This window comes from Thioclava pacifica DSM 10166 (genome assembly GCF_000714535.1).
In the GTDB taxonomy this organism is placed as follows: Bacteria; Pseudomonadota; Alphaproteobacteria; order Rhodobacterales; family Rhodobacteraceae; genus Thioclava; species Thioclava pacifica.
In genome coordinates this window covers 81,977-107,567 of sequence record NZ_AUND01000012.1, presented here as the reverse complement: position 1 = coordinate 107,567, position 25,591 = coordinate 81,977, and the positions used below count along the sequence as shown (strand labels likewise).

At 64.0% G+C, this 25,591-nt stretch carries 27 protein-coding genes and 1 tRNA gene; 22 read left to right on the top strand and 6 right to left on the bottom strand.

The window, feature by feature from the left end; translation table 11 throughout:
- Window positions 1-88: 88 nt before the first annotated feature.
- Together TP2_RS06285 and TP2_RS06280 are read left to right on the top strand one after the other, a co-directional pair.
- Window positions 89-355: a hypothetical protein gene (locus tag TP2_RS06285; protein ID WP_038074934.1), complete on the top strand. Its 267-nt coding sequence runs from the start codon at window positions 89-91 to the stop codon at window positions 353-355.
- 150 nt (window positions 356-505) lie between these two features.
- Entirely contained in the window at window positions 506-742 is a 237-nt protein-coding gene (locus TP2_RS06280; protein WP_038074930.1) for a hypothetical protein, read from the top strand.
- Between the two features lies 1 nt (window position 743).
- Here the strand turns inward: TP2_RS06280 and pyrF are convergent, their stop codons facing one another.
- Together pyrF and TP2_RS06270 are read right to left on the bottom strand one after the other, a co-directional pair.
- The gene (gene pyrF / locus TP2_RS06275; protein WP_206198326.1) at window positions 744-1,454 is read right to left on the bottom strand and encodes an orotidine-5'-phosphate decarboxylase; all 711 of its coding nucleotides are present in this window, start codon (window positions 1,452-1,454) and stop codon (window positions 744-746) included.
- Window positions 1,455-1,524: 70 nt separating this feature from the next.
- Window positions 1,525-1,734 (bottom strand): hypothetical protein, encoded by a 210-nt coding sequence (locus tag TP2_RS06270; RefSeq protein ID WP_157617059.1) that lies wholly within the window; start codon window positions 1,732-1,734, stop codon window positions 1,525-1,527.
- 199 nt (window positions 1,735-1,933) lie between these two features.
- On the opposite strand from TP2_RS06270, the gene clpB reads away from it, so the two are divergent.
- Both clpB and TP2_RS06260 read left to right on the top strand, forming a co-directional pair.
- Complete coding sequence (gene clpB, locus TP2_RS06265) at window positions 1,934-4,555, top strand: ATP-dependent chaperone ClpB (protein WP_038074926.1); 2,622 nt, start codon at window positions 1,934-1,936, stop codon at window positions 4,553-4,555.
- Window positions 4,556-4,716: 161 nt separating this feature from the next.
- Window positions 4,717-5,979 (top strand): DNA polymerase IV, encoded by a 1,263-nt coding sequence (locus TP2_RS06260; RefSeq protein ID WP_038074925.1) that lies wholly within the window; start codon window positions 4,717-4,719, stop codon window positions 5,977-5,979.
- Here the strand turns inward: TP2_RS06260 and TP2_RS06255 are convergent, their stop codons facing one another.
- Window positions 5,980-6,846 (bottom strand): N-formylglutamate amidohydrolase, encoded by an 867-nt coding sequence (locus TP2_RS06255; RefSeq protein WP_038074922.1) that lies wholly within the window; start codon window positions 6,844-6,846, stop codon window positions 5,980-5,982.
- Window positions 6,847-7,028: 182 nt separating this feature from the next.
- On the opposite strand from TP2_RS06255, the gene TP2_RS06250 reads away from it, so the two are divergent.
- From TP2_RS06250 to TP2_RS06165, 18 genes are all read left to right on the top strand, one after another.
- Window positions 7,029-7,103 (top strand) — tRNA-Val (locus tag TP2_RS06250).
- An 81-nt stretch (window positions 7,104-7,184) separates the two neighbouring features.
- Window positions 7,185-7,310, top strand: coding sequence for a type B 50S ribosomal protein L36 (gene ykgO / locus TP2_RS06245; RefSeq protein ID WP_038074920.1), 126 nt, complete (start codon window positions 7,185-7,187; stop codon window positions 7,308-7,310).
- Between the two features lie 274 nt (window positions 7,311-7,584).
- A complete protein-coding gene (locus TP2_RS06240; RefSeq protein WP_240473719.1) occupies window positions 7,585-8,301 on the top strand; it encodes a DUF2927 domain-containing protein in 717 nt (238 codons plus the stop codon).
- Window positions 8,291-8,692: a tol-pal system-associated acyl-CoA thioesterase gene (ybgC, locus tag TP2_RS06235; RefSeq protein ID WP_038074919.1), complete on the top strand. Its 402-nt coding sequence runs from the start codon at window positions 8,291-8,293 to the stop codon at window positions 8,690-8,692. Before TP2_RS06240 ends, ybgC begins: the two co-directional genes overlap by 11 nt.
- A gap of 117 nt (window positions 8,693-8,809) precedes the next feature.
- The gene (gene tolQ, locus TP2_RS06230; RefSeq protein ID WP_038074917.1) at window positions 8,810-9,505 is read left to right on the top strand and encodes a protein TolQ; all 696 of its coding nucleotides are present in this window, start codon (window positions 8,810-8,812) and stop codon (window positions 9,503-9,505) included.
- Between the two features lies 1 nt (window position 9,506).
- Window positions 9,507-9,986 (top strand): protein TolR, encoded by a 480-nt coding sequence (gene tolR / locus TP2_RS06225; protein ID WP_038074914.1) that lies wholly within the window; start codon window positions 9,507-9,509, stop codon window positions 9,984-9,986.
- Between the two features lie 20 nt (window positions 9,987-10,006).
- Window positions 10,007-11,206 (top strand): hypothetical protein, encoded by a 1,200-nt coding sequence (locus TP2_RS06220; protein ID WP_038074911.1) that lies wholly within the window; start codon window positions 10,007-10,009, stop codon window positions 11,204-11,206.
- 100 nt (window positions 11,207-11,306) lie between these two features.
- Window positions 11,307-12,629 (top strand): Tol-Pal system beta propeller repeat protein TolB, encoded by a 1,323-nt coding sequence (tolB, locus tag TP2_RS06215; protein ID WP_038074909.1) that lies wholly within the window; start codon window positions 11,307-11,309, stop codon window positions 12,627-12,629.
- 71 nt (window positions 12,630-12,700) lie between these two features.
- Entirely contained in the window at window positions 12,701-13,228 is a 528-nt protein-coding gene (gene pal, locus TP2_RS06210; RefSeq protein ID WP_038074908.1) for a peptidoglycan-associated lipoprotein Pal, read from the top strand.
- Window positions 13,229-13,234: 6 nt separating this feature from the next.
- Window positions 13,235-14,068, top strand: coding sequence for a tol-pal system protein YbgF (ybgF, locus tag TP2_RS06205; RefSeq protein ID WP_157617058.1), 834 nt, complete (start codon window positions 13,235-13,237; stop codon window positions 14,066-14,068).
- Window positions 14,059-15,366 (top strand): tRNA lysidine(34) synthetase TilS, encoded by a 1,308-nt coding sequence (tilS, locus tag TP2_RS06200; protein ID WP_240473718.1) that lies wholly within the window; start codon window positions 14,059-14,061, stop codon window positions 15,364-15,366. Before ybgF ends, tilS begins: the two co-directional genes overlap by 10 nt.
- 81 nt (window positions 15,367-15,447) lie before the next feature.
- Window positions 15,448-17,361 carry an ATP-dependent zinc metalloprotease FtsH gene (gene ftsH / locus TP2_RS06195; RefSeq protein ID WP_038074907.1) on the top strand — a complete coding sequence of 638 codons (1,914 nt, stop codon included), beginning with the start codon at window positions 15,448-15,450 and terminating at the stop codon, window positions 17,359-17,361.
- 16 nt (window positions 17,362-17,377) lie between these two features.
- Entirely contained in the window at window positions 17,378-18,187 is an 810-nt protein-coding gene (locus TP2_RS06190; RefSeq protein WP_051692269.1) for a methyltransferase domain-containing protein, read from the top strand.
- Window positions 18,187-18,777: an MOSC domain-containing protein gene (locus TP2_RS06185; RefSeq protein ID WP_038074906.1), complete on the top strand. Its 591-nt coding sequence runs from the start codon at window positions 18,187-18,189 to the stop codon at window positions 18,775-18,777. Before TP2_RS06190 ends, TP2_RS06185 begins: the two co-directional genes overlap by 1 nt.
- Before the next feature lie 83 nt (window positions 18,778-18,860).
- The gene (locus TP2_RS06180) at window positions 18,861-20,528 is read left to right on the top strand and encodes a formate--tetrahydrofolate ligase (RefSeq protein WP_038074905.1); all 1,668 of its coding nucleotides are present in this window, start codon (window positions 18,861-18,863) and stop codon (window positions 20,526-20,528) included.
- Between the two features lie 68 nt (window positions 20,529-20,596).
- Window positions 20,597-20,902 (top strand): chorismate mutase, encoded by a 306-nt coding sequence (locus TP2_RS06175; protein ID WP_038074904.1) that lies wholly within the window; start codon window positions 20,597-20,599, stop codon window positions 20,900-20,902.
- Window positions 20,899-21,801, top strand: a complete 903-nt coding sequence (folD, locus tag TP2_RS06170) for a bifunctional methylenetetrahydrofolate dehydrogenase/methenyltetrahydrofolate cyclohydrolase FolD (RefSeq protein WP_038074903.1) — start codon at window positions 20,899-20,901, stop codon at window positions 21,799-21,801. Before TP2_RS06175 ends, folD begins: the two co-directional genes overlap by 4 nt.
- A gap of 113 nt (window positions 21,802-21,914) precedes the next feature.
- Entirely contained in the window at window positions 21,915-22,730 is an 816-nt protein-coding gene (locus tag TP2_RS06165; protein WP_051692267.1) for a LytTR family DNA-binding domain-containing protein, read from the top strand.
- Window positions 22,731-22,733: 3 nt separating this feature from the next.
- Here the strand turns inward: TP2_RS06165 and TP2_RS06160 are convergent, their stop codons facing one another.
- The 3 genes from TP2_RS06160 to TP2_RS06150 all read right to left on the bottom strand — a co-directional run bounded on the left by TP2_RS06160 (window position 22,734) and on the right by TP2_RS06150 (window position 25,578).
- Entirely contained in the window at window positions 22,734-24,044 is a 1,311-nt protein-coding gene (locus TP2_RS06160) for an ATPase (protein ID WP_038074902.1), read from the bottom strand.
- Between the two features lie 156 nt (window positions 24,045-24,200).
- A complete protein-coding gene (locus tag TP2_RS06155; RefSeq protein ID WP_038074901.1) occupies window positions 24,201-24,701 on the bottom strand; it encodes a prepilin peptidase in 501 nt (166 codons plus the stop codon).
- Window positions 24,702-24,705: 4 nt separating this feature from the next.
- Window positions 24,706-25,578, bottom strand: a complete 873-nt coding sequence (locus TP2_RS06150) for a tetratricopeptide repeat protein (protein WP_038074900.1) — start codon at window positions 25,576-25,578, stop codon at window positions 24,706-24,708.
- Window positions 25,579-25,591 lie beyond the last annotated feature (13 nt).

Sequence of the window (25,591 nt, the reverse complement as noted above, 5' to 3'; positions counted from 1 at the left end):
TTGCCGATCCGGAAGCGCGTCCGGAACCCCTTTGGTGCGCCTCACGTTGATTTCCCGAAGACACGCAAAAGAGTGATGGGAGAACACCATGGCTGATACTGACTATCATCGTGAGAAATCCGGCCTCGGCGGGATTTATTTCGTGCTCGGCGCGATCGTCGTCGCATTGGGCATTCTTCTGTGGTTCGTCCTCGCCCCGGCGGGCGGCGAAATCGGGACTGCCAGCGGGGATGCCAATTCCACGTCGGTCACGATCGAGACCCAAACCACGGCACCCGCCGCTTCCGACAGCGCACCGACCAGTGATGGCGGTGCGAGCGCGCAAGGCTCGGCCTCGGGCGACACGGCGAACTGAACGGCGACAGATGGCCGCCTCACGGGCTATTGAAGCGGCGTCCTGCGGGGCGCCGCTTTATCATGCGCCAAGGCTCGCCGATGACGCGGGTCCGAAGGAACGTAGCTATCTGCAATACGTTGCCTTCCCAGAACAATAACAGGAGCAGTCATGGCACGCGACCCTTCCCGGCAACCCAGCCTAGGTGGGCTGTTATTCACCCTCGCGGCGCTTGCCTTGGCGCTGGGCGTGGTGGTCTGGCTGGTGGCCGATACGCCGTTCGACGGAGGCTCGCAGGCGGCGACGGATCCGCCGCGGCTCAGCCCCATCAGCGACTCGGAGGCGACGGTCGATGTCTCGCCCGCACCACATACAAGCGGCCCCGCGACCGGGGGCGCGGGGCAGTGACTTAGCTGCGCAATTCGGCCACGATCGCCTCGGCCGCGGCGCGCGGATCGCTGGCGCGATGGATCGGGCGGCCGACGACGATATGATCGACACCGGCCTCGACGGCGGCGGCGGGCGTGGCGATGCGCTTCTGATCGCCCAGATCGGCCCCGGCAGGACGCACACCCGGCGTCACGATCAGCTTTCCTTTCGCCTCGGGCAGCGCGCGGATCATCGCCGCTTCCTGCGGCGAGGCGATGACCCCGTCGGCCCCGGCCTCGAAGGCGCGGCCCGCGCGTTCGGCCACCAGATCGCGGATTTCACCTTCCTTGATCAGCGCGCCGTTGAGATCCTCGCGATCGAGCGAGGTCAGGATCGTCACGGCGAGAATTTTCAGATCCTTGCCCGCAGCGCCCTGTTTCGCGGCCTTCACCACATAGGGGTCGCCGTGCACGGTCAGAAAATCGAGATCGAACTGCGCCAGTCCGCGCACGGCATTTTCAACCGTCGCGCCGATATCGAAGAGCTTCATGTCAAGGAAGATGCGTTTGCCCTGATCCTGCTTGAGTTCGGTCGCGAGTGCCAGTCCGCCGCCGGTCAGCATCCCCAGGCCGATCTTGTAGAACGACACCGCGTCGCCAAGCTGGTTGGCGAGCATCAGTCCTTCATAAGCGTTGGGCACGTCGAGAGCGACGATCAGGCGGTCATCTGCGGGCAGGGTCAGGTCGGTCATCGGGAGGCTCCTTTGCGGGTCGCCCCCTGATGCGGGTCAATGGCCGCGACGTCAAGCGGGCGGCTGCCGATCAGAGACCGCCGATCCCGCGCCGCTGTGCTTCGCGCGTGAGCGCGCGGGTCAACTGGCGATGGCTGATCCCGGGTGCCGCATTGATGCGAACGGGAACGCGCAGCGGCTCGACCAGGCCGGGCGTGAAGAATTCCACGACCGCCTCGAAGCGGCGTTGCGCGGCATTGTAGATCAGGCGGGCAATACGCGTAGCGGTGGCGTGATGCATCTGCGGAGCCTCCATTCCATCAGGACTGTCGCAGGGTAAACGCCAATTCTTGCGATTTGGTTTCCTGATGCGGCGAATTGGCCGGATCGGACCCTTGAAGCCCCCGCATTCAACGCCCATTTTCCTATCGAGACCCGGACAGTACGGCGCCTATTCAGGGCCAGACACATCCCGGGGGCTTTAGAAAAGGAGAATGCCGATGAACATGGAGAAGTTCACGGAGCGGTCTCGCGGTTTCCTTCAGGCCGCGCAGACGATCGCGATGCGCGAGGGTCATCAACGTGTGGTGCCCGAGCATCTTCTGAAGGCATTGATGGATGACGACCAAGGGCTCTCGGCCAACCTGATCAAGCGATCGGGGGGCGAGCCTGCGCGCGTTCAAGAGGCGGTCGACCTTGCGGTCTCGAAACTGCCGAAAGTGTCGGGCGGAGACGGTCAGGTCTATGTCGAACAAAACCTCGTGCGGGTTCTCGACGAGGCCGAGAAGCTTGCGAAGAAAGCGGGCGACAGCTTCGTGCCGGTCGAGCGCGTGCTGATGGCGTTGGCGATGGTCAACACCAAGGCCAAGGATTGCCTCGATGCAGGTGCCGTGACCGCACAGAAACTCAACGCCGCGATCAACGATCTGCGCAAGGGGCGCACGGCGGATTCGGCCTCGGCCGAAGAGGGCTATGACGCGCTCAAGAAATACGCGCGGGATCTGACCGAGGCCGCCGAGCAGGGCAAGATCGACCCGATCATCGGCCGTGATGACGAGATTCGGCGCACCATGCAGGTGCTGAGCCGCCGGACCAAGAACAATCCGGTTCTGATCGGTGAGCCCGGCGTGGGTAAAACCGCGATCGCGGAAGGCCTTGCGCTACGGATCATCGACGGCGACGTGCCCGAAAGCCTGAAGAACAAGAAGCTTCTCGCGCTCGACATGGGCGCGCTGATCGCCGGTGCGAAATATCGCGGTGAGTTCGAAGAGCGTCTGAAAGCGATCCTCAAGGAAATCGAGGCTGCAGCCGGCGAGATCATCCTGTTCATCGACGAGATGCATACGCTCGTGGGTGCCGGGAAATCCGACGGCGCGATGGATGCCGCGAACCTGATCAAGCCGGCACTGGCCCGTGGTGAGCTGCACTGCGTAGGCGCGACGACGCTCGACGAGTACCGCAAATATGTCGAGAAGGATGCGGCGCTCGCCCGGCGCTTCCAGCCCGTGATGGTGGAAGAGCCGACGGTTGAGGACACGATCTCGATCCTGCGCGGCATCAAGGAGAAATATGAGCTCCACCATGGGGTGAAAATTTCGGACTCGGCGCTGGTGGCGGCCGCGACGCTCTCGCATCGCTACATCACCGACCGTTTCCTGCCCGACAAGGCGATCGACCTCGTGGACGAGGCCGCCTCGCGTCTGCGCATGGAAGTGGACAGCAAGCCCGAGGAACTTGACGCGCTCGACCGTCAGATCCTGCAGATGCAGATCGAGGCCGAAGCCCTGAAGAAAGAGGACGATACCGCCTCGAAGGACCGCCTCGAGAAGCTCGAGAAGGAGCTGGCAGATCTGCAGGACCGCGCCTCGGAGATGACTGCCAAGTGGCAGGCCGAGCGTGACAAGCTGGAATCGGGCCGCAACCTGAAAGAGCAGCTCGACAAGGCGCGGGCCGAACTGGATCAGGCGAAGCGCGAGGGCAATCTCGCCCGCGCGGGGGAGCTGTCCTACGGCATCATCCCGAGCCTCGAGAAGCAGCTTGCCGCAGCCGATGAGGCCGAGGGCGAAGAGCTGATGGTCGAGGAATCGGTGCGCCCCGAGCAGATCGCCGAAGTGGTCGAACGCTGGACCGGCATTCCGACCTCGAAGATGCTCGAAGGCGAGCGCGAGAAGCTGCTGAAGATGGAAGACGAGCTGCACAAGCGCGTCATCGGTCAGGATGCGGCGATCACCGCCGTGTCGAACGCCGTGCGCCGGGCGCGGGCTGGGCTTAACGACGAGAACCGCCCGCTGGGCTCGTTCCTCTTTCTTGGCCCGACTGGCGTCGGCAAGACCGAACTGACCAAGGCTGTCGCGAATTACCTCTTCGACGACGATCAGGCGATGGTGCGGATCGACATGTCCGAGTTCATGGAGAAACACTCCGTGGCGCGGCTGATCGGCGCCCCGCCCGGCTATGTCGGCTATGACGAGGGTGGCGTTCTGACCGAAGCGGTCCGGCGGCGTCCCTATCAGGTCGTGCTGTTCGACGAGGTCGAGAAGGCGCATCCGGACGTGTTCAACGTTCTGCTGCAGGTGCTTGACGATGGTGTGCTGACCGATGGTCAGGGCCGCACGGTCGATTTCAAGCAAACGCTGATCGTGCTGACCTCGAACCTCGGGTCTCAGGCGCTCAGCCAGCTGCCCGAAGGCACGGATGCCGCCGCGGCCAAGGCACAGGTGATGGATGCGGTGCGGGCCCATTTCCGTCCCGAATTCCTGAACCGCCTCGACGAGATGGTGATCTTCGATCGCCTGAACCGTGACAACATGGACGGGATCGTGGAAATCCAGCTCAAGCGGCTGGAGAACCGTCTGGCACAGCGCAAGATCACGCTGGAGCTCGACGACGCGGCCCGGAAATGGCTCGCCGATGCGGGCTACGACCCGGTCTATGGCGCGCGCCCGCTGAAGCGGGTGATCCAGCGCGCGCTGCAAGACCCGCTCGCCGAGGCGATCCTTGGCGGCGAGGTGATGGATGGCGCGACGGTTGCGGTCACCGCGGGTCCGGATGGGCTGATCGTGGGTGGTCACAGCGCGCCTCTGGGCGGGACGCAACCCGCTGATGGCGTGCCGCTGCACTAAGGCCAGGTTCAAACCGATCGAAAGGGGCGGAGCGATCCGCCCCTTTTTCATTTCAGGGGCAAGGGGGCGCCGCCCCCTCTTGGCTGCGCCAATTCACCCCCGAGATATTTCCGTCAAGAAGAAGAGGGGATATCAAGGGCAGAGACTTCGGATGGAAGCCCATGCCCGCCCTTTGCCGTGATTGCCTGAGCACCTTTGACGATGTGCCGAAGCGCTGCCCCGCTTGCGGCAAATCGCGGGTAATCGCGCATCCCGAACTGTTCGATCTACCGATCGCGCATATCGACTGCGACAGTTTCTATGCCTCTGTCGAGAAGCGCGACAATCCCGAGCTGTCCTCGCAAGCGGTTATCGTAGGCGGCGGCACGCGCGGGGTGGTCACCACCTGCTGCTATATCGCCCGGATCTCGGGGGTGCGCTCGGCCATGCCGATGTTTCAGGCGCGCAAGCTCTGCCCCGAGGCGGTGGTCATCAAACCAAGGATGGAGCATTACGCCGCCGTCTCGCGCGAGATCCGCGAGAAGATGGCGGCGCTGACGCCGCTGATCGAGCCGCTCTCGCTCGATGAGGCGTTTCTCGATCTTGGCGGGACCGAGCGGCTGCATCATGCGCCGCCTGCCGTTTTGATGGCGCGGCTCGCGCGCGAAATCGAGACGCAGATCGGGGTGACGGCTTCCGTGGGGCTGTCGCATAACAAGTTCCTGGCCAAGATCGCCTCGGATCTCGACAAACCGCGCGGGTTCTCGGTGATCGGGCGCGAAGATACGGTGGCGTTTTTACGCGACAAACCGGTCTCGATCCTCTGGGGTGTGGGGGCGGCAACGCGGGCCGCGCTGGGGCGAGCCGGGATCCGCACGCTGGCCGATATCCGCCGTGCAGGGCTCGCCCGGATGGAGGATCGCTTCGGAGCCTCGGGGCGGCGACTTTTCGAACTGGCGAACGGGCAGGATGCGCGCCGCGTCTCGCCCGACACTGCGATCAAATCGGTCTCGAACGAGACAACCTTCAACGAGGACATATCGGATCGCGAAACCCTGATGGGCAAGCTCTGGCACATGGCCGAGAAGGTCTCGTCGCGGATGAAGGCACGCGATCTGGCGGGGCGCACGGTTACATTGAAGCTGAAGCGGGCCGATTTCTCGACCGTGACGCGGCAGACCCGGCTGGAGGAGCCGAGCCAGCTGGCCGATACGCTCTACCGGGCGGGGGAGGCGCTGTTTGACAAACTCCCACCGAATACGGCTTACCGTCTGATCGGGATCGGTTTTTCGGATCTGGGCGCAGCAGACGGCCGCGATCCAGCGGGCGATCTGCTCGATCCGAACGCGGGCAAGCGCGCGGGCGCGGAACGGGCGAAAGATGCGATCCGGGCGAAATTCGGGGCCGATGCGATCCGGCATGGGCGCGGTTGGGATGGCGATTGATTACTCGGCAGCATGGCGCAGTGGCTGCGCCCCGAGCGTGACGATCTTCGCGATCACCCGTTCCATCACCGCGGCAAAGGCCTTGAACTCCCGACTCGGTGTGATCGCCTCCTGATCCATGTAGAGCGCACGGTCGATCTCGACCTGGACCACGTGGTACCCCTCGCGCGGTCGGCCGTAGCGTTGCGCAATATAGGCGCCGGCAAAGGGGCTGTTGCGGGACACGGAGAGTCCCTCGGCGCTGAAAGCGAGCTCGATCTCGCGCATCAGTGCGCGATCCGCGCTCGCGCCGTAACGATCCCCGAGCACGATCTGCGGTCGCCGATGGCCAAGCGAATCGAGCGCCTCCGAGGGCATCGAGTGGATATCGAGCAGAATCGCGTGACCGAACTTGCCATGCGCCTCGACCATCAATGCGGTGAGCTGGTCGTGATAGGGGTGCCAGACATGGTTGAGCCGTGCCTCGGCCTCGATCTTCGGGATCTTGCCGCGATAGATCGCGCGCGCGCCCGAAACGACCCGTGGGATGACCCCAAGCCCGGCGGCGACCCGCGGGCTCGGGTTCGAACGTTCGAGCCCGGCGATCAGCGCCGAATCAAGCTCTTCGGGCCCTCTGTTGAGATCAACCCAGGCGCGCGGGTATTCCGCAGCAAGCAAAGGTGCCCCGAGCCGGGGTACCGGCGCGAGCAACTGATCGACGAAAGCATCCTCGGAAGAGCGCAGCCGCACCATGTCCAGAACCGTGCGATCGCGCAGGCTTTGCGGGTAGTGCGCCCCCGAATGCGGTGAGGCGAAAATCGCAGCCGTGCGCAGCGCCGCGGGACGGATCAGCCGAAACGGCGGCGGGAGGGCAGGGTTGTCGCTCATGGAACCTCTTGTGTTCGGCCAATATCCTACACCGGAACGCTTTCGCGCCAAAACCCTCTTGAAAGCCGTTTCGACTCTTTATATAGACCCCCAGACCGACGCGACACCGCGCCTTTCGGTTCCCTTCGCGGCCAATGCCGCAAGCGCGAATCAATGGCAATACACCGGGGTCGAACGGGCGTGGGCGGTTAGCTCAGCGGTAGAGCACTACGTTGACATCGTAGTGGCCACTGGTTCGATCCCAGTACCGCCCACCATCTATTCGCCGCCCCCGGCTGAGAGGCCCGGGGCATTCGTTTTTCAAGGCGCACCGCGCGCCGCGATACAGGAGAAGGCCGATGAAGGTCCGCAACTCGCTCCGCTCGCTCAAGCAGCGTCATCGCGATTGCCAGGTCGTGCGCCGCAAGGGCCGCGTCTACGTGATCAACAAGACGCAGAAGCGCTTCAAAGCCCGTCAGGGCTGAGGCGAAGAGCCGAAACGAATGAAAAGGCCGTGCCTGGGTGATCCCGGCACGGCCTTTTTCTTTGATCTTTCGTCTAGACGACGCGACCGGCTGTGGGGGCTCTGCCCCCGGCCGCCATGCGGCCTCCCCCGAGATATTTTCATCAAGAAGAAGGAAGCGCCGGCTTCTTCTTGATCCAAGTATCTCGGGGGTGAGGGCGAAGCCCGAGGGGGCAGCGCCCCCTTTCGCCCCTCGTCACGATTTCATAGGTTGGGGGCGTAAGCGAGGAGGCGGCATGGATAATTCTGCGCAGATTACGGCCGATATGGTGGAGGCGCTGTTCCGGCGCGCCTCGGGTGAGTATCTTTTCGCGCGCTGGGGGCGGCCCGTGGTGCCGGTCGTCTTCGGGGTCGAAGCGCAGACATTGGCGACGGTGAAGGGTGCGGTTGAAGCGGTCGTCGGGCTTGCCGGTCACACGATGGCCGAAACCGATCCCGAGCTGGGCGCCAACCTGATGATCTTCTTTTTCCGTGACTGGCAGGAACTGCTTGAGGTGCCCAATCTCGATCATCTGATCGACGGGTTGCAGGATCTGGTGGCGCGGCTCGATGATCAGGGGGCGAGCCAGTACCGGGTATTCCGGTTCGACAAGGACGGCGCGATCCGCGCTTGTTTCACCTTCGTGCGCATGGATGCGGCGCTGGACGAAGTCCCAGCCGAGGTGATTGCGCTCAGCCAGGCGGTGCAGATGATCCTTCTGTGGTCTGACACGGCCTTCACCGAGCAGTCTCCGCTTGCCGTGGCGCGCGGCGTCACGGTGTTGCGTCCCGAGATCGCGGCGGTAATCGCGGCGGCTTATGACCCGGTGATGCCCGCCGTCGCGGACGATCCGTCGCATGCTCTGCGCCTTGCCGCGCGGGCGGGGCTGCGGCAGGAAGATGCTGCGCAGGCAGTGCGCGATCTGAGCCGAGAAGTCGGCGAGGCCGATCTGGAGGACAACGATGGCGCATGAATTCCCGATCCGGGTCTATTATGAGGACACAGATCTCGCGGGCATCGTCTTTTACGCCAACTACCTGAAATTCATCGAGCGCGGACGGTCCGAACTGATCCGGGCGCTGGGCATCGATCAGGCCGCGCTGAAGGCCGATCAGGGGCTCGTCTTTGCGGTACGCCGGGTCGAGGCCGATTACCTGCGCTCGGCCAAATATGATGATGAGTTGATCGTCACCACCGAGATCACCGCCGAGACGGGCGCGCGGATCATGATGGATCAGACGGTCGAGCGCGATGGCGAGGTGCTCTTCGCCGCCCATGTCGTCATCGTCTGCATGAACGAGGCGGGTGCGCCTCAGCGGCTTCCTGCCGATATTCGTCGTAAACTATCGCCGAAACTGCATTGAATCGCCGGTTCGGCGGCTTGCGGTGACATTGTTGTTATGGCGTTCCTCTTGCCGCTGAGGTAGAATCGCTGCCAATCAGAGCCGCGATAACGTGGCCTCAACCGGCGAGCAGTATTCATGGACCAAACTTCGCTTGCGATGGCGCAGGAGATCGACTTCTCCCTGCTTGCGCTCTTTCTGCGTGCCTCGCTCACCGTCAAACTCGTGATGATCATCCTCGTCGTGGCCAGCTTCTGGTCCTGGGCGATCATCGTGCGCAAATTCATCGCCTATCGCGCCGCGCGCGCCGAGGCCGAGGAGTTCGACCGAGCTTTCTGGTCAGGCGAGCCGCTTGATGAGCTTTTCGACCAGATCGGGCCGACGCCCGAGGGCGCGAGTCAGCAGATCTTCGCGGCCGGCATGCTCGAATGGCGTCGCTCGCACCGGCAGGATGGCGAGCTGATCGCGGGCGCGCAGGCGCGCATCGAGCGCTCGATGGATGTCGCGATCCAGAAAGCGACCGAGGGCCTCAATTACGGGCTGACCTTCCTTGCGACCGTGGGCTCGATCTCGCCCTTCGTGGGCCTGTTCGGCACCGTCTGGGGGATCAAGGTCGCCTTCGAGGAAATCGCGATCTCGCAGAACACCTCGCTTGCAGTCGTGGCGCCGGGCATCTCCGAGGCACTGGTCGCCACCGCACTCGGCCTGCTCGCGGCCATTCCGGCGGTGATCTTCTACAACAAGCTCTCGTCTGACGCGGATCGCATCGCGGGCAATTACGAGGCTTTCGCCGACGAGTTCTCGACCATTCTCTCGCGCCAGCTGGACGGCTGATATGGGCGCGGGGGTGGTCAAACGCGGATCGGGCGGGACGCGGCGGCGCCGCGGCGGGCGAGCGCGCCATGCCGCGATGGCCGAGATCAACGTCACGCCGATGGTCGACGTGATGCTGGTGCTGTTGGTGATCTTCATGGTGGCCGCGCCGATGATGACGGTGGGCGTGCCGCTCGAACTGCCCAAGACCGCTGCCAAGGCCGTGCCGACCGAGCAGGAAGTGCCGCTGACGATTTCGATCCAGGCGGACGGGAAGATCTCGCTGATGAATTCGGAAGTGCCTGAAGGTGAGCTGGTCGCGCGTCTCAAGGCGATCGCGGCGGAGCGGGAGAGCAACAAGGTCTTCCTGCGCGCCGACGGCAAGATTTCCTATGCGCAGGTGGTGCAGGTGATGGGCGCGCTCAACGGGGCGGGCTTTGCAAACATCACGCTGGTCACCGATACCGGGGGGCCGCAGCTGACGGCTCCGGCGGGGAACTGAGCCCAGGGGGCGACACTCGCATGAACCGCGCGGACAAGATCGGTTACGGCGTATCGGGGGTGCTCCATGTGGGGGCGATCCTCTGGATCGTCACGGGCGGTCAATGGTTCTTCCCGAAGAAAAGCGAGCCGGTGGTGATCAGCCAGGTCGCGGTGATGTCCGAGCAGGATTTCAACGCGTTGATGGCTTCGGCGCCGAAGGATGCGCCACAACCGTCGCCCGAGCCGGTCGCGCCCACGGCCCCGGCGGCCCCGCCCGAGACGCCTGCGCCGGAAGCGCCCGCGCCCGAGACGCAAGCGACACCCGAGCCGAAGCCTCAGGACCTTCCCGATCCTGCGCCCGAGCCCGATACGCAGCCCGATGTCGCGGCGCTTCAGTTGCCGCCTGCGCCGGCTGAAGTGACCGAAGTGCCACCGCAGATGCTGCCGCCGGTGGAGCAACCCTCCGAGACGGTCACGCCCGAGATCTCGGCCAAGCCCAAACCGAAGCCGGCACCGCGCGTCGCGCCTACGCCTGCGCCTGAACCGCCGCCCGAGGCCAAGATCTCCGAGCAGGCGCAGCCGCAGGAGACGCCGGACGAGACCGCGCCTGCGGACAAGGTCGTTGAGCAGCCCAAGGATGCAGCCGCACCGCCCGAAGCCACGACAGAGATCGTGACCGAGGCGAGCGAGACCGTGGACAAGCAGGAAAGTTCGGCCCCGCTGAGCTCGCCGCGCCCCTCCGGCAAGCCCAAGCCGCCCGCGCCCAAACCGACCGAGACCGCTGCGGCCGCCACGCCCGCCGCGCCCAAGACTGATGCGCCCGCAAAGCCGGTCGATACCGCATCGGTGAATGACGCGCTGGCCGCGGCTTTGGGTGGGACGGGCACGGGAGGCACGGGCAACGCCCCGGTCGGCCCGCCGATCACCGCGGGCGAGAAGGATGCGCTCATCGTCGATGTGAAACGCTGCTGGAACGTCGGCGCGCTTAGCTCGGATGCGCTGCGCACCACGGTGACGCTCTCGGTTGATATGCAGCCAGATGGCCACCCGATCATTTCCTCGATCAAGCTCGTGGGCTCGTCGGGCGGATCGGGGGCCGCGGTCAACCAGGCCTTCGAGGCCGGCAAGCGCGCGATCGTGCGCTGCGGCTCGGACGGCTTCCCGCTGCCGCCCGAGAAATACGCCCGCTGGAAGACGATCGAGATCGATTTCAACCCCGAGAAGATGAGGATGAAATGATCGCTCATCGGCAAAATTCCGCGCGCTGTCATGGGGTTGTTATGTGCGACCGGGCCTTTACGCGTTACAAACCGGGCAAGGCCCGGAAAGGGAGTTTGAGATGATGCGTTTCGTTCTGAGCATGCTAGTGGCGCTCTTGCTGGGGCCGGTCGCGGCACTCGCGCAGGATCAGGAGCCGCTGCATATCACGATCACCGACGGTGTGATCGAACCTCTTCCCTTCGCGATCGCGGGGTTCATTCCAGAAACGGGCGATGCCGGTGCGATGGCGGGACAGATCACGCAGGTGATCTCGAGCGACCTGACGGGCACGGGCCTCTTCCGGGAGATCCCGAGCTCGGCCTATATCCAGAACATCGCAAGTTTCGACACGCCGGTGAAATATTCCGACTGGCAGGCGATCAACGCGCAGGCGCTGGTCGTCGGTTCGGTGGCGATGCAGGGCGGCAAGGTGGTAGTGAAGTTCCGCCTCTTCGACGTGTTCTCCGGCCAGCAGATGGGTGACGGGCAGCAGCTTGCGGCGTCGCCTGCAAGCTGGCGGCGTCTGGCGCATAAGGTCGCTGACGTGATCTATTCACGCATCACCGGGGAAGGCCCCTATTTCGACAGCCGTGTTGTCTTCGTTTCGGAAAGCGGGCCGAAGGATGCCCGCCAGAAGCGTCTTGCGGTGATGGATTACGACGGGGCGAACGTGACCTATCTCACCGATGCCTCGACCATCGTGCTCGCACCGCGCTTCTCGCGCGACGGCACCAAGGTGCTCTACACCACTTTCGAGACCGGCTTCCCGCGGATCAAGATGCTCGATGTCGCGACGGCTTCGGCGCGGCTTCTGCCCGAAGTGCCTGGCACGATGACCTTCGCGCCGCGCTTCTCTCCGGATGGGACGAAGATTGTCTATTCGCTCGAGCAAAACGGCAATACCGACCTGTGGATGATGGATGTGGCCTCCGGCCAGACCCAGCGCTTGACCACCTCGCCCTCGATCGAGACTTCGCCGAGCTTCTCGCCCGATGGCTCGCGGATCGTGTTCGAATCCGACCGCTCGGGTACGCAGCAGCTCTATATCATGTCGGTACAAGGCGGCGAGGCGACCCGGATCAGCTTTGGCGATGGTCGCTATTCGACGCCCGTCTGGTCGCCGCGCGGAGACATGATCGCCTTCACCAAGCAGAACCAGGGCCGCTTCCACATTGGCGTGATGCGCACCGATGGTTCTGAAGAGCGGCTTCTTACCTCCTCCTTCCTCGACGAAGGCCCGACCTGGTCGCCCAATGGCCGTGTCATCATGTTCACCCGCGAGACGCCCGGTGCGGAGGGGCAGGCCTCGCTCTATTCGGTCGATATCTCGGGTCGCAACCTCAAGAAAGTTCCCACGCCCGGGCCCGCTTCGGACCCGGCTTGGTCGCCGCTTCTGCCCTGAGGGCGGATTAACAATCGTTACGGAAACTGGTAGGCTCGCCCGCAAAGGGCAGATCAACAAAGGCGAAACCAATGAAATTTGCAGTGAAGGCCGTCCTGGCCATTTCGATCCTCGGCCTCGCGGCCTGTTCGAACCCCGACAAATACGGCTCGGGCGCGACGGGTCCGGGCGGCGCGCTCGGCCCGGGCGGGGCTGGCGGCATCACCCAGGGCAGCATCAACGACCCGAACTCGCCGGCCTATTTCGCCCAGACGATCGGCGATATGGTCCATTTCCAGGTTGACCAGTCGACCCTGACCGACACCGCGCGTTCGGTTCTGACGCAGCAGGCAAGCTGGCTCGTGAGCCACCAGACCTATACCGCGATCATCGAAGGCCATGCCGACGAGCAGGGCACCCGCGAGTACAACCTTGCGCTGGGTGCGCGCCGTGCCTCGGCCGTGCAGGAATACCTGATCAGCCAGGGTGTCGCTGCGAACCGTCTGCGCACCGTCTCCTACGGCAAGGAGCGTCCGCTCGCGATCTGCTCGACCGAGGAATGCTACTCGAAGAACCGTCGTGCGGTGACCGTGATCTCGCAATCGGCAGTCGGGAGCTAAGGGCGGATGCTGCGGGCTTTGCTTCTGAGCGCGGCGGTTCTGGCTGCCGCGCCGGTGTTGGCGCAGGACGCGAACCGCGCCCAGACGCTGGCTGACATCAAGACCGAGCTGGGCCAGCTCCAGTCCGAGATCGACAGTCTCCGTCAGGAGCTGAAGGCCTCGGGCGCGGCCGGGCTGCAAAAAGCGGGCGGTGACTCGGCGCTTCAGCGGATGGATTCGATGGAGCTCTCGCTGAGCCATCTGACCGACCGTGTCGAAGAGCTCGAGAACCGGATCAACCGGGTCGTCGCCGATGGCACGAACCGTGTGGGCGATCTGGAATACCGGGTTTGCGAAATGGAGGATGGCTGCGACATCTCCTCGCTGGGGATGACGAAGCCGCTTGGCGGAGGGGCTGCGGGCAGTGCCCCTTCGGTGACTTCGCCTGCACCCGATGCGTCCACCGGTCCGGATCTCGCGATCAACGAGAAGTCGGATTTCGACGCGGGCAAGAAAGCCTATGACGCGGGCGATTATGCCTCGGCGGCTGATCTGCTCACGACCTTCAAGCAGACCTATCCCGGCTCGCCGCTGACCGGGGACGCGATGTATTATCGCGGCCTCGCGCTGCAACAGCAGGGTGATACGGCGGGCGCGGCGCGCTCCTGGCTCGACGGCTTCTCCGCCGATCCGAGTGGGGCGCGGGCGGGCGACAATCTTCTGTCGCTCGGCAAGGCGCTGGGGCAGCTCGGTCAGACCAACGAGGCCTGCACGACGCTCGGCCAGGTCGGCGTGCGGTTCCCCGGCTCCTCGGCGGCCAGCGAGGCGCAAACCGCGCGGCAATCTCTGGGATGTCCGTAAGCGACGATTTCACGTCCCGCGCGGCGGCCCGGATGGAGGCGGTCGGGCGGGGCGAGATCACGCCCGAAGATGCTTGGCTCTATCATTGGGCCGACAGCGCTTTTCTCACCTTTCCTCAAAAAGCACGAACCCGGATCGGCGTCGCCGTCTCGGGCGGCTCGGATTCGATGGCGACGCTGGCGCTGCTGGCGCAGTTTCACGCGGTCGAGGCCGTCACCGTCGATCACGGGCTGCGCCCCGAGGCGGCGGATGAGGCGGCTTTCGTGGCCCGTTTCTGTGCCGAGCGGGATATCCCGCATCAGATCCTGCACTGGGATGGCGCATCTGCCGAAGGCAACTTGATGGATGCTGCGCGCCGGGCGCGGCTGTCACTGATCGGGACTTGGGCGCGTGCGCGGGGAATCGGCATCGTGGCGCTTGGCCATACCCGCGATGATCAGGCCGAGACGTTTCTGATGCGCCTAGCGCGCGAGGCAGGGCTCGAAGGCCTGTCGGGGATGCGGCGGCGGTTCACTGCACAGGGCGTGCTTTGGGCGCGGCCTTTCCTGATGCAGACCCGCGTCGAGCTGCGCGCCTATTTGACGCGTCACGACATTGGTTGGGTCGAGGATCCGAGCAACGAAAACGAGCGCTTTGAACGGGTAAAGGCGCGCAAGGCGCTCGCAGCGTTGCGTCCGCTCGGGATCACTGTCGAGAAAATAACCGAGTCGATGCACCATCTGGAGATGGCCGAAAGCGCGCTGAACTTCGCGCTCGGGCGGTTGGTGGATGCGCATGTGCGCGAGCTTGCGGGCGATCTGGTGATCGACGCCCAGGCGTTTCGCCACGAAATCGACCCGGAAATGCAAAGACGCTTGATCGTCGCGGCGCTGCGGTGGGTGTCAGGCGCGGATTACGCTCCGCGCGCGGCGAAGGTCGAGGCCTTCCTGAGCGATTGGCAGGAAAAACGTGATCGGACCCTGCATGGCTGTCGCATCACCGTCACCGATCGCGAGATCCGCATCGCCCGCGAGGCGCGCGCGGTTCGCGATTTGCGCGTCCCCGTCGGGCGGGCCTGGGACCGCTGGGAACTGACCGGGCCCGAGGCCGAAGGGCTCGAAATTGCCATGCTGGGGGCGGAAGGATTGCGCCAATGTCCCGAATGGCGCGAAACGGGCCTGCCTCGCGCGTCGTTGCTTGCGAGCCCCGCGATCTGGTCGGGCGAAAGCCTCGTGGCTGCGCCGCTTGCGGGGGCCGCACAGGGCTGGACGGCGCGGATTTCCCGCGACGCATTCGCCGCTTGGCTATTTGGACGTTGAACCCGGGCGCGTAATGCCTATTTTCACAGGACAGAGGTGGCGGCCGGTGGTCAGCTGCCCAAGACGATTGGAGGATATCCTTTGGGCAATGCGCGCAATCTGGCCTTCTGGGCGGTGCTGTTCCTGCTGATTTTGGCCCTGTTCAACCTTTTCGGTGACGGGCAATCTTCGATGAACTCGACCCAGGCGACCTATTCGGAATTCATGGACGCCGTGGATAAGGGCGAGGTGAAGACCGCTCAGCTCGACGGCGAAGAGGTGCGCTACCAGCTCGCCGATGGCACGACCTTCACCACGATCAAGCCGATGAGCGACCCGATCGCCGAGAAGCTGATTGAAAAGGGTGTGTCGGTCCGCGTCGTCAAGCAGGCGCAGTCGGGCTTCATGTCGCTTCTGGGCGTCTGGCTTCCCTTCCTGGTGCTGATCGGCATCTGGATCTTCTTCATGAACCGGATGCAGGGCGGCGGCAAAGGCGGCGCGATGGGCTTCGGAAAGTCCAAGGCGAAGCTTCTCACGGAAAAGCATGGCCGCGTGACCTTCGATGACGTGGCCGGCATCGACGAGGCCAAGGAAGAGCTTGAAGAGATCGTCGAGTTCCTTCGCAATCCGCAGAAATTCTCGCGCCTCGGCGGCAAGATCCCGAAAGGCGCGCTGCTCGTAGGCCCTCCGGGCACCGGTAAGACGCTTCTGGCCCGCGCCATCGCGGGTGAGGCGGGCGTGCCCTTCTTCACCATTTCGGGATCGGACTTCGTCGAGATGTTCGTAGGCGTCGGCGCATCCCGCGTCCGCGACATGTTCGAACAGGCCAAGAAAAACGCGCCCTGTATCGTCTTCATCGACGAGATCGACGCAGTGGGCCGCGCCCGTGGCGTCGGCATCGGCGGCGGCAATGATGAACGCGAACAGACGCTCAACCAGCTCCTCGTCGAGATGGATGGTTTCGAGGCGAATGAAGGCATCATCATCATCGCGGCGACGAACCGTAAGGACGTTCTGGATCCGGCACTGCTGCGTCCGGGCCGTTTCGACCGTCAGATCCACGTGCCGAACCCCGATATCAAAGGTCGCGAGAAGATCCTGACCGTCCACGCGCGCAAGGTGCCGGTGGGGCCGGATGTCGACCTGCGCACCATCGCGCGCGGCACGCCGGGCTTCTCGGGTGCGGACCTGATGAACCTCGTCAACGAGGCGGCGCTGATGGCCGCCCGCGTGGGCCGCAGGTTCGTCTCGATGGAAGATTTCGAGAACGCCAAGGACAAGGTGATGCTGGGTGTCGAGCGCCGTTCGATGGTGCTGACCCCAGAACAGAAGGAAATGACTGCCTATCACGAGGCCGGTCACGCCATCGTCGGCCTGTCGCTTCCCAAATGCGACCCGGTCTACAAGGCGACGATCATTCCGCGTGGTCAGGCGCTGGGGATGGTGGTCTCGCTGCCCGAGATGGACAAGCTCAACTACCACAAGGACGAGGCCAAGCAGAAGATCGCCATGACAATGGCGGGCAAGGCGGCCGAGATCCTGAAATGGGGCGAAGAGCATGTCTCGAACGGTCCGGCGGGCGACATCCAGCAAGCTTCGGCCATCGCGCGCGCGATGGTGATGCGTTGGGGCATGTCCGACAAGGTCGGCAACATTGACTATGCCGAGGCGCATGAGGGCTACCAGGGCAACACCGCGGGCTTCTCGGTCTCGACCAAGACGAAAGAGCTGATCGAGGAAGAGGTGCGCGAGCTGATCGAACAGGGCTATCAGGAGGCGCGCCGGATCCTGACCGAGCGCCACGATGACTGGGAGCGTCTGGCTCAGGGCCTTCTGGAATACGAGACGCTGACCGGCGACGAGATCAAGAAGGTTCTCGCGGGCGATCCGCTTGGCGGGGATGACGATGACAGCTCGTCGGGCAGCCTGCCGTCGGTGACCTCGTTGCCCAAGACGACGAAGAAGAAGGACAAGGGCGATGGCGGGGCGGAAACCTCGCCCGAGCCCTCGGCCTGACGGACGGGCAAGGGCGATGGGCGCGGGCAAGATCGCCGGAGCAGGGGCGCGGGACTGGGATCCAGACGCCTATAGCCGGTTTCGCGATCTGCGGCTGCGCCCGGCGCTCGATCTGATCGCGCGTATCCCTTCGCTGCCCGAACGCGGCAAGATCATCGACCTCGGCTGCGGCAATGGCGCGGTGGCCGAGGCGCTCAACCACAGATATCCCAAGCGCAAGCTCGTTGGCGTCGATAATTCCGAGCCGATGCTGCAACGCGCGGCCGCGACCGGCGCCTATCATCGCTGTGATCTGGCCGATATCGCCGAGTGGACTCCGAACAAGCCGCCCGCGATGATCTTCTCGAACGCGGCGCTGCATTGGCTGCCCGATCATGCCGAGCTGTTCCCGCGCCTTGCCGGATCGCTGCGCGAGGGCGGTGTTCTGGCAGTCCAGATGCCCGCGCAGCAAAGCGCGCCCTCGCATCGCATCCTGCGCGATCTCGCGCAGGAGATGTTTCCCGATCGCTTCGATTTCACTGGCTGGGTGCCGCCTGTCGCCTCGCCTGTGGATTATGCGAAACTGCTCTCGCCCTTCGGCGCGCTCGACATCTGGAGCACCGAATACCTGCAAGAGCTTGCACCCGCCCTGGGGGCCCATCCGGTGCGCCGCTTCACCGAGTCGACGGCGATGCGCCCCTTCCTGAAGCAACTGGGTGACACCGAGGCACAAGTCCTCATCGAACGCTATGAAAGCGCGCTCGAGAAGGTCTATCCTGCGAGGGCCGACGGGAGCGTGCTTTTCCCGTTCCGGCGTTTGTTCATCGTGTTGTCTCTGGGGGGCTGATGGCCGCGCTCAAACCGACGCAATATCAGGGCGAAGTCGTCTGGCTTGGTCGCGTCACGACCGAAGGGGAACTGGTTTCTACGCCGGTCGAATCCGTGGATTTCACCTTCGATGGCCCGGTGGGCGAGCTGCATGCCGGGCGTACCCGCGCATCCTGCTCGCGCGTTACCGATCAACACGAGCGCGGCACCGAGATCGCCAATGTGCGCCAGATGACGATCCTGTCCGCCGAGGAACTTGCCGAGACCGCTTTCGCGATGGGTATCCCCGAGCTGGACCCCGCATGGGTGGGCGCGACGATCGTGCTGCGCGGCCTGCCGGATCTGACCCACCTCCCGCCTTCGTCGCGGCTGCAGAACGAGACCGGCCTGACGCTGGTGATCGACATGGAGAACCGCGCCTGCGTGCTGCCGGGAAAGGTGATCGAAGAGATCTACCCCGAGAAGGGCAAGCGCTATAAACCGGCAGCGCAGGGCCGTCGCGGCGTGACCGCCTGGGTCGAGCGTCCGGGCCGACTGGTGATCGGCGACACGCTGCGCCTGCATATCCCCGATCAGCGCCCTTGGGAGCTGATGAACGAGGTGCGCTGAGGCGATTTAGCCCATCCGTCCGTCGTTTCCTTGCCTTTCCCTTCCCGATCAGATGGTTATCCTCGCTCCGGAGGAGGACGACCATGACCACCGATATCGAAATCGCGCGTGCCGCGACGCTGCGCCCGATGCCCGAAATTGCCGCGAAGCTCGACATTCCCGAAGAGGCGCTGATCCCCTACGGTCGCGACAAGGCCAAGCTGGATGCCGCGTATATCGACGGGCTGAACGGGCGCGACCCCGGCAAGCTCATCCTTGTCACTGCGATCTCTCCGACACCTGCGGGCGAGGGCAAGACGACGACCACGGTGGGGCTGGGGGATGGGCTCGCGCGGATCGGCAAGCGCACGGCGATCTGTATTCGCGAGGCCTCGCTCGGCCCGAATTTCGGGATGAAGGGGGGGGCGGCTGGCGGCGGTCGAGCGCAGGTCGTGCCGATGGAGTCGATGAACCTCCATTTCACCGGCGATTTCCATGCGATCGGCGCGGCGCATAACCTGCTCGCGGCGATGATCGACAATCACATCTATTGGGGGAACAGCCTCGAGATCGACGAGCGTCGAGTGAGCTGGAAACGCGTCGTGGACATGAACGACCGGGCGCTGCGCGATATCGTCGTCTCGCTTGGTGGTGTCGCCAACGGTTTCCCGCGCCAGACCGGCTTCGATATTACCGTTGCCTCCGAGGTCATGGCCTGCCTCTGCCTGAGCCGCGATCTGGCGGAGTTGCAGGAGCGTCTGGGACGGATTGTCGTTGCCTATCGCCGCGACCGCTCGCCCATCACCTGTGCCGACATCGGGGCCGACGGCGCGATGGTGGTGCTGCTGAAAGACGCGATGCAACCGAACCTCGTGCAGACGCTCGAAGGCACGCCCGCCTTTGTGCATGGCGGGCCGTTCGCCAATATCGCGCATGGCTGCAACTCGGTGATCGCGACGCAATCGGCTCTGAAACTGGCTGATTACGTGGTGACCGAAGCGGGCTTTGGCGCCGATCTCGGGGCCGAGAAGTTCTTCGACATCAAATGCCGCAAGGCCGGCCTGACCCCGAGCGCGGCTGTGGTCGTCGCTACCGTGCGCGCGTTGAAGATGAATGGCGGGGTGGCGAAGGCTGATTTGGGCGAAGAGAATGTGGCGGCCGTCGAGAAAGGCTGCGCCAACCTTGCGCGCCATATCGCGAATACCAAGGGATTCGGCGTGCCGGTCGTCGTGGCGATCAACCATTTCACCGCCGATACCGAGGCCGAGATCGCGGCGGTCCGCGCTGCCGCCGAGGCGCAGGGGGTTGAGGCCGTGCTGTGCACCCATTGGGCCGATGGTGGGGCGGGGGCCGAGGCGCTTGCGGAGACGATCGTTGCGCTGACCGAGGGCGCCTCGCATTTCGCTCCGCTCTATCCTGACGATATGAGCCTCTTCGAGAAGATCGAGACGATCGCCAGGCGGATCTATCACGCGGGCGAGGTGATCGCGGACAAGAAGATCCGCGACCAGCTGCGTGACTGGGAGGCCGCAGGCTATCGTGATCTGCCGATCTGCATGGCCAAGACGCAGTATTCCTTCAGTTCGGATCCGGCGCTGATCGGGGCCCCCGAAGGCCACACACTGCCGATCCGCGAGGTGCGGCTCTCGGCGGGGGCGGGCTTCGTCGTGGTGATCTGCGGAGAGATCATGACGATGCCCGGCTTGCCGCGCCATCCGGCGGCGGAAAAGATCGGGCTGGATGACGAGGGCCGCATCACGGGACTGTTCTGATCAAGCGGGCTTGAGCCTTCCGCAGCGAGGTGCGATAGGGGGCGTGGATTCTGACGACGGAGCGAACGATGGTTGACGCCTCCCGTATCGAGACCCTCGCGCAGGCGCGCGAGCTGATCGACGCGCTCGATGCCGAGCTGATAGCGCTGCTGGCGGATCGCACGCGTATCGTCGAGCGCGTGGCGCAGATCAAGCATCGCGATGGGCTGGCCGCAAGGCTGCCCGACCGGGTCGAGGCGGTCGTCTCCAATGTGAAGGAAAAGGCGGCGGAAGCGGGCATGGACCCGGCTCTCGCTGAACGCCTCTGGCGCGACATGATCGAGTATTTCATCGCCGAAGAGGAAAAGGTTCTGGGCAAGGGAGATCAGGCATGAGCGCCAAGATCATCGACGGGAAGGCCTTCGCGGCCACAGTGCGCGAGAAGGTTGCTGGCCATGTGAGCCGCCTCAAGGAGGTGCACGGCATCACGCCGGGCCTTGCCGTGGTGCTGGTGGGCGAGGATCCGGCCTCCGAGGTCTATGTCCGCAACAAGGGCAAGCAGACGCTGGAAGCGGGGATGAACTCCTACGAGCACAAGCTTCCCGAGGACACGCCTGAAGCCGATCTGTTGGCGCTGGTCGAGACGCTCAACGACGATCCGGCGGTGCATGGCATCCTCGTGCAGCTGCCGTTGCCCAAGCATATCGACGAGGAAAAGGTCATCAACGCGATCGCGCCTGCGAAGGACGTGGACGGGTTCCATATCCTCAATGTCGGGCTTCTGGGAACGGGGCAAAAGGCGATGGTGCCCTGCACGCCCTTGGGCTGTCTGATGATGTTGCGTGACCATCATGGCTCGCTCTCGGGGCTGAATGCCGTGGTCGTGGGACGCTCGAACATCGTGGGCAAGCCGATGGCGCAACTGCTGCTTCGTGACAGCTGCACGGTGACCATCGCACATAGCCGTACCAAGGACCTCGCCGAGGTCTGCCGCCGCGCGGATATCCTCGTGGCAGCGGTCGGCCGCCCCGAGATGATCCCCGGCGACTGGGTGAAGCCGGGCGCGACCGTGATCGATGTGGGGATCAATCGGATTCCCGCTCCCGAGAAGGGTGAGGGTAAAACCCGGCTCGTCGGCGACGTGGAGTTCGAAAGCGCCAAGGACGTTGCGGGCGCGATTACCCCGGTTCCGGGCGGCGTCGGTCCGATGACGATCGCCTGTCTCTTGGCCAATACGGTGACCGCCTGCTGTCGGGAAAACAACCTTCCCGAACCCGAAGGTCTGACCGCTTGATCTAAAATTAAGTAAAGTTTCCCTAACGTTAGTAAAAAACCGCTTCCCTTTTCGTTGCGTCAAGCCTGCGCGTTGCGCTACCTCTTGCGTGAGAAGTTTTCAGGGAAATCGGTATGTCCGAATTCTGGCGGATTTACTGGCGCGCATTGAAGATCCCGGCTTTGCCGGTGATCTGGCTCGTTGCATCCGGCTTTGGCGTCATCGCGGGGCCGTTCGGTTCGCTTGAGGGGATGAGTCTCGGCGGGCGCCTCCTTTACTGGCCACTTGTCGTGGGCTTGAGCATCCTGATCGGCGCGGCGATCCGTATCTTCGTCCGGCGCAGGCTGGGCCTGCGCGCGTTCTGGTCAGAGGCGCCGGTGCTAGCTGGGCTCGCAGCCTTGGTGCTTGCGGGGCCGATTTACCAGATTACCGCGCGGCTCGCGAATGATCCGGAGTTGCCGGGTCTGGGAGTGGTGCATATGGCGGGATACGTGTTTGGCCTGTCGATGGCGGCCTCGGTGCTGCGGCATCGGATGGCCCCGTCGCAAGGGCGGCCGCGCCCGAGACTCGTGGCGACCAGCACGCCTGAAACGGCCCCCGAAACCGGGTCAACCCCGCGACTGATGGAGCGGATCGAGCCCGAGTTTCGCGCGCCGCTGATCCGGCTTTCGGTCTGCGATCATTACGTGGATGTGGTAACCGAAGCGGGGCAGACGAGCCTTTTGATGCGGTTCGCCGATGCGATCGCCGAAACCGAGGGTGTCTCCGGTCTTCGGGTGCATCGCTCGCATTGGGTGGCTCAAAGCGGTGTGCGCGCGATCCAGCGTGCGCGTGGCAAAACGGCTCTGTTGATGGCGGATGGCGAGGCCGTGCCGGTTTCGCGCACCTATCAGACGCAGGTCGAGGCGGAGAATTTCCCCGCCTCTGAAGAGAGCATCGCAGCCCAGTAAGGCTCAGTGGACGATCGCCTCGTCCTTCACGAACATGTTCATCCAGGCGCGCTCCACCAGTTCCGGCGTCATCTGATAGGGGATGCCCTCGAACTCGCAGATCGAGATCATCTGGTCGATCAGGAAGATCGGCTGATAGTTCGCGTAGATATTGTCGATAGTCGGGTATTTCACCTTGAGCAGGTGCAGCAGCGCCTTCTCGTCGAGCGGCATGTTGCGCTTCTTCGCGACCATCTGGAAGATCTTGAGGAAGCCCGCCTGATCGGGGCCGTCGATCTTGATCTTGAAGAAGATACGACGCAGCGCCGCCTTATCGAAGATCTCGTTGGGGTGGAAGTTGGTCGAGAAGATCACCAGCGTGTCGAAGGGCACCTCGAATTTCTCGCCCGATTGCAGCGAGAGAATGTCGCGGTTTTCTTCAAGCGGAACGATCCAGCGGTTCACCAGCTTCTGCGGCGGTTCGGCCTGACGGCCAAGGTCGTCCACGATGAAGACGCCGCCCGAGCTTTTCAGCTGGAGAGGCGCGGTATAGGTGCGCGCGGTCTTGTTGTATTTCAGGTCGAGCATGTCGAGCGAAAGTTCACCGCCGGTGATCACGGTCGGACGCTCGCAATAGACGTAGCGGGTGTCGAACTGCACGCCGCGCTTGCGCAGGGCTGTCGGGTCCTCTTCGGGCAGCGGCGCGGGGGTATGCACGATCGGGTCGAAGACGGTGATGACCTGACCGGCATATTCGATCGCGCGCGGGATGTAGATATTGTCACCGATCGCGTCGCGAATGCCATTCGAGATCGAGGATTTCCCGTTCCCGGGCGGGCCATACATCAGAATCGAGCGCCCCGAGGAGACTGCCGGGCCGAGCTGGTCGATCAGCGTGGGCGGCAGGATGAGGTGCCCCATCGCGCCCAGAAGCTGCTGGCGGGTCAGTTGAATGTTGCGGATCGACTGACGCTTTACCTGCTCGCGATAGACTTGCAGAGGCACCGGCATCGCGCCGTAATATTCCGACTGGCTCAGCGCATCGAGCGCGCGGGCCTTGCCGGTATCGGACAGTTGAAAGCCCATCTCGCCACCCGAGTTCGCGTGCAGCGTACCCATTGCCTCGACGAGCCCCTGCTTGCGGCAGATGTCGATCAGTTCCTGCGTCAGGGTAATCGGAATACAGATCAGCTTCGAGAGCGCCGAAGCCGTGTCCGTATTGGTCCGGAACATCGTCTTGAGCAGAATATCCCTCATCATGACGAGGTTGATCCCTGTGTCGTCGAGCGACCGGGGCAGGGGCGGAGCGATGACGTTCGCGGCCATCATGTTCATCGGGCGGTTTCCTCTTGGCTGCTCGTCCCGGGCCGGAAAGGCCGGGGCCTGAAGACGTGGTCACAGCCAATATGGCCCCGGATTGTGGCCAAAAATGGGAAAAACGACGCAATCGGCGCGATGGATGCCCCCGGTTGGGAACAATTGTCGCGAAGATCAGGACAGCGCGACGATCAGCAGATAGGCCCAAAGCGTGCCGACAAGCGCCAGGCCCATCGGGAAATCCTTGCGCTTCCAGCTCACCCAGTCGGGCGTTGCATTCACCACGGCCGGGATCGCGCGCATGATGCGATGCGCGGTGAAGGCCGCAAGCAGGAAGGCGCACAGAAGCAGCATCGACAATTCGACATGGAAGGCGTCATGCGCGAAATAGGGAGCAGCGGCCGCCGCGAATTTCGCATCGCCCGCGCCGAAATGCGCGATCTGGTTGAGGATGAACCCCACGAGGAAGACCACGATCGCATGGCTCCAGCGCCACGCATAGACATCGAGCGGCAGCAGCAGCGGACCGGCCAGCGCAAACACGACCAGCAGCGCCATCACCGCCTTGTTGCGGATCTTCATGAATTTCAGATCGGTGAAGACCACCCAGGCACAGATCGGGGTGATCAGCACCAGAAACACCAGCGCCGCCAGTTGCGGAGAGAGACCGAGCATTGCGTCAGCCCTTCACCGTCGCCCCTGGCCCGGAATCGAGCGCCTTGAGGGCGCGGTCAGCCTCGGCGAAATACTGCGGGTTGGTGTCGATCGCATCCTGAAGCAGCGACTTGCCCATCGTGATGTCGCCACGCTTGATCGCCGCGAGCGCCGCCGTGTAGAGCAACTGCGCACGTTCCGCCTGGGTCATCTCGATCACCGGCAGTTCGTATTTGCCCTGGCTCGCGCGGGCGAGCACGAGGTTGTTCTTCGTCGTGAAGCGATGCGGATCGTAGGTCAGCGCTTCCTTGAACAGTTTCTCGGCCCCGGCGGCGTCACCGCGGGTCAGCTTCGAGAAGCCCCAGTTGTTGTAGATGCCCGAAGGCTTCGTGGTCAGACCGGCGGCGGTCTCATAGAAGCTATCCGCCTTCTTCCACTGTTTCTCGCTATCGGCCACCATCGCCTCGAGGCGGTAGCGGTCATAGCTTTCATGGGTCGGCGGGATCGTGTTCAGGGTCTTCTTCGCCCCGGCCCAGTCATTGGCGCGGATCTGCGCATCGGCCAGCGAGACGCGGTCGTCATTCGTGGCGCCCGGCAGGGCAAGCACCTGCTCCCAGGCTTTCACCGCCTGCACCGGCTTGTCAGCACGTACCAGCGATTTCGCGAGCCCGCGGCGGATGTCGATCCGGTCGGGGTTCTCGGCGGCGGTACGCTGGAAATAGGCGACGGCTTCGTCGGGATCGCCCACGGTCAGCATGATGTCGGAAAGGTTCGACTCGTCGACCGCGTTTACGCTTTTCATCGCGCGGGCAACTTCGGCATCGTTGCTGTTGCCCATGCAGCCGGAGAGGGTCATCGCGCAGCCGGCAAGGGCTGCCAGAAAGATCGGGTGGCGCATGTTGCTGCGTCCT

What these genes read in the sequence shown, in the direction of transcription:
- TP2_RS06285 (WP_038074934.1), top strand. Translation starts at nt 89, where the DNA reads ATGGCTGATACTGACTATCATCGTGAGAAATCCGGCCTCGGCGGGATT.
- TP2_RS06280 (WP_038074930.1), top strand. Translation starts at nt 506, where the DNA reads ATGGCACGCGACCCTTCCCGGCAACCCAGCCTAGGTGGGCTGTTATTC.
- pyrF (WP_206198326.1), bottom strand. Translation starts at nt 1,454, where the DNA reads ATGACCGACCTGACCCTGCCCGCAGATGACCGCCTGATCGTCGCTCTC.
- TP2_RS06270 (WP_157617059.1), bottom strand. Translation starts at nt 1,734, where the DNA reads ATGCATCACGCCACCGCTACGCGTATTGCCCGCCTGATCTACAATGCC.
- clpB (WP_038074926.1), top strand. Translation starts at nt 1,934, where the DNA reads ATGAACATGGAGAAGTTCACGGAGCGGTCTCGCGGTTTCCTTCAGGCC.
- TP2_RS06260 (WP_038074925.1), top strand. Translation starts at nt 4,717, where the DNA reads ATGCCCGCCCTTTGCCGTGATTGCCTGAGCACCTTTGACGATGTGCCG.
- TP2_RS06255 (WP_038074922.1), bottom strand. Translation starts at nt 6,846, where the DNA reads ATGAGCGACAACCCTGCCCTCCCGCCGCCGTTTCGGCTGATCCGTCCC.
- ykgO (WP_038074920.1), top strand. Translation starts at nt 7,185, where the DNA reads ATGAAGGTCCGCAACTCGCTCCGCTCGCTCAAGCAGCGTCATCGCGAT.
- TP2_RS06240 (WP_240473719.1), top strand. Translation starts at nt 7,585, where the DNA reads ATGGATAATTCTGCGCAGATTACGGCCGATATGGTGGAGGCGCTGTTC.
- ybgC (WP_038074919.1), top strand. Translation starts at nt 8,291, where the DNA reads ATGGCGCATGAATTCCCGATCCGGGTCTATTATGAGGACACAGATCTC.
- tolQ (WP_038074917.1), top strand. Translation starts at nt 8,810, where the DNA reads ATGGACCAAACTTCGCTTGCGATGGCGCAGGAGATCGACTTCTCCCTG.
- tolR (WP_038074914.1), top strand. Translation starts at nt 9,507, where the DNA reads ATGGGCGCGGGGGTGGTCAAACGCGGATCGGGCGGGACGCGGCGGCGC.
- TP2_RS06220 (WP_038074911.1), top strand. Translation starts at nt 10,007, where the DNA reads ATGAACCGCGCGGACAAGATCGGTTACGGCGTATCGGGGGTGCTCCAT.
- tolB (WP_038074909.1), top strand. Translation starts at nt 11,307, where the DNA reads ATGATGCGTTTCGTTCTGAGCATGCTAGTGGCGCTCTTGCTGGGGCCG.
- pal (WP_038074908.1), top strand. Translation starts at nt 12,701, where the DNA reads ATGAAATTTGCAGTGAAGGCCGTCCTGGCCATTTCGATCCTCGGCCTC.
- ybgF (WP_157617058.1), top strand. Translation starts at nt 13,235, where the DNA reads ATGCTGCGGGCTTTGCTTCTGAGCGCGGCGGTTCTGGCTGCCGCGCCG.
- tilS (WP_240473718.1), top strand. Translation starts at nt 14,059, where the DNA reads ATGTCCGTAAGCGACGATTTCACGTCCCGCGCGGCGGCCCGGATGGAG.
- TP2_RS06190 (WP_051692269.1), top strand. Translation starts at nt 17,378, where the DNA reads ATGGGCGCGGGCAAGATCGCCGGAGCAGGGGCGCGGGACTGGGATCCA.
- TP2_RS06185 (WP_038074906.1), top strand. Translation starts at nt 18,187, where the DNA reads ATGGCCGCGCTCAAACCGACGCAATATCAGGGCGAAGTCGTCTGGCTT.
- TP2_RS06180 (WP_038074905.1), top strand. Translation starts at nt 18,861, where the DNA reads ATGACCACCGATATCGAAATCGCGCGTGCCGCGACGCTGCGCCCGATG.
- TP2_RS06175 (WP_038074904.1), top strand. Translation starts at nt 20,597, where the DNA reads ATGGTTGACGCCTCCCGTATCGAGACCCTCGCGCAGGCGCGCGAGCTG.
- folD (WP_038074903.1), top strand. Translation starts at nt 20,899, where the DNA reads ATGAGCGCCAAGATCATCGACGGGAAGGCCTTCGCGGCCACAGTGCGC.
- TP2_RS06165 (WP_051692267.1), top strand. Translation starts at nt 21,915, where the DNA reads ATGTCCGAATTCTGGCGGATTTACTGGCGCGCATTGAAGATCCCGGCT.
- TP2_RS06160 (WP_038074902.1), bottom strand. Translation starts at nt 24,044, where the DNA reads ATGAACATGATGGCCGCGAACGTCATCGCTCCGCCCCTGCCCCGGTCG.
- TP2_RS06155 (WP_038074901.1), bottom strand. Translation starts at nt 24,701, where the DNA reads ATGCTCGGTCTCTCTCCGCAACTGGCGGCGCTGGTGTTTCTGGTGCTG.
- TP2_RS06150 (WP_038074900.1), bottom strand. Translation starts at nt 25,578, where the DNA reads ATGCGCCACCCGATCTTTCTGGCAGCCCTTGCCGGCTGCGCGATGACC.